General features: G+C 38.9%; 1 protein-coding gene and 1 pseudogene. One reads left to right on the plus strand and one right to left on the minus strand.

Annotation, left to right across the window (positions count from 1 at the left end):
- Positions 1-56: 56 nt before the first annotated feature.
- A complete protein-coding gene (locus tag AB4589_RS25585; protein ID WP_017097360.1) occupies positions 57-428 on the minus strand; it encodes a hypothetical protein in 372 nt (123 codons plus the stop codon).
- A 174-nt stretch (positions 429-602) separates the two neighbouring features.
- Between AB4589_RS25585 and AB4589_RS25590 the strand changes: the two are divergent.
- Positions 603-1,645, plus strand: a pseudogene (locus AB4589_RS25590) (IS630 family transposase).
- The last annotated feature ends 183 nt before the right edge of the window (positions 1,646-1,828 follow it).

Consider the following 1,828-nt stretch of genomic DNA (forward strand, 5'->3'; position numbering starts at 1 on the left):
TCTTGTGTCTAAATTTGGGCCACACTAAGTGCCGTTACGTTAAATAAATGAAACAACTAGTCTACCGAGCTAAACGTGTATCCCTCACGAGGGATAAACGGAGCTCGGAAATCGCCTTTTAAAAAGTAATAGATATCTTGTGAGTTATCATGGACAACCTCGTAGCAGCTTTCCCCACTACCAAAGTTTGAACAATATTTATTATTTTTAATGCGCCATGTGCCTTCGCTGGGTTTTACATCACCACTACTCATCCACCACGTTGTGCCTGAATCGGAAAAATATTGAACTGTTTTTTTCCCGTAATGAACACCATGAATAGTATTATTGCTAAGCAACAAATCTACTTCTGGTGAATTAACCGGCACTTCTTTAGCTAAGACAGAACATGTTACTCCTAGAAGTATTACTGCAATGATTTTTTTCATTTATATCTCCATTATATTTATAATTACGTTAAATCGCATATATAGAAACCCAATTCAGATTTAATATCAATTTAAATTTAATATCAATTCAAAAAATGAATAATTAGAGCAAATTTGATTGGTATTTATACCCGTGATCATTGAAGATGCTTGATTTTCTTTAGAATCAGGATCATGCTACGAGCCATGAAAATTGCACTGACTCCTCAACAGAAACTACAACTCGGACAAATGCACGACAATGAACGTGACAGTCGAGTTTGCGACCGTATTAAGGCTGTTTTGCTAGCTTCTGAAGACTGGAGTCAGACTATGATTTCACAAGCCCTTCGTATTAATGAATCGACCGTTGCACGTCACCTCAGTGACTACGTTCTTTCTGAAAAACTTAAGCCTGAAAATGGCGGAAGCCAAAGTAAACTTTCTGCTACTCAAACCATGCACCTAATCGAGCATTTGACTGAGAAAACCTATTCTCATACTCATCAAATTGTCGCCTATGTTAAAGAGACATTTGGACTTGATTATACGGTTTCAGGTATGAACAAATGGCTTCACCACAATGGCTTTAGCTACAAGCAGCCGAAAGGCGTTCCACACAAGTTTGATGAAGCAAAACAACAAGCCTTCATAGATGGTTATAAATCACTAAAGGCAAGCTGTGGTAAGGGTGAAACGATAGTTTTTATCGACGCTGTTCACCCAACCTTATCAACCAAAATATCTCATGGCTGGATACGTACTGGTCAGGATAAAGTGATTGAAACAACGGGTGATCGCAGCAGATTGAACATTATTGGTGCACTGAACCTGTCGGATATTGGTGCCACCATTGTTCACGATTACGAAAGCATTAACAGTGAAAGTATTGTTCGCTTTTTCTGTAAGTTAAGAGAGAGCTATCTGTTAGCCCATAAGCTTCATATCATCTTAGATGGTGCAGGATATCACCGCAGTGACTTAGTCAAAGATGCGGCGTTTGTCCTAAATATCGAACTGCATTATCTTCCACCTTATAGCCCAAACCTAAACCCAATAGAGCGGCTATGGAAAGTAATGAATGAGAAGTCGAGGAACAATGTTTACTTCAAAAGCAAACGGGACTTCAAGGCGGCAATAGGTCAATTTTTTACTGTGACTCTTCCAGAGATCGCAGGCTCTTTGACATCTCGAATTAATGATAAATTCAAGTTCTCAAGCCTGCATCTTCAAGTTGATTGGGTATATAGCCACTATCATTATGTTCAATCGTGTGAATCTGTTCTTGTAGGCGTTGTTGATCAAATCAGCTTGAGGTTCAACGACGCCATATTTGACTAATAGTTAGCTTCTAACAGGCATACCTAGTCCTATGACTTTGTTTATAGCTTTGACATTCGCCCTAATGATCTGCTCCAGTT

This window comes from Vibrio sp. 10N.222.49.A3, assembly GCF_041475145.1.
Taxonomy (GTDB): Bacteria; Pseudomonadota; Gammaproteobacteria; order Enterobacterales; family Vibrionaceae; genus Vibrio; species Vibrio tasmaniensis_A.

Coding starts and splice junctions, on each gene's coding strand:
- AB4589_RS25585 (WP_017097360.1), bottom strand. CDS start 428: ATGAAAAAAATCATTGCAGTAATACTTCTAGGAGTAACATGTTCTGTC.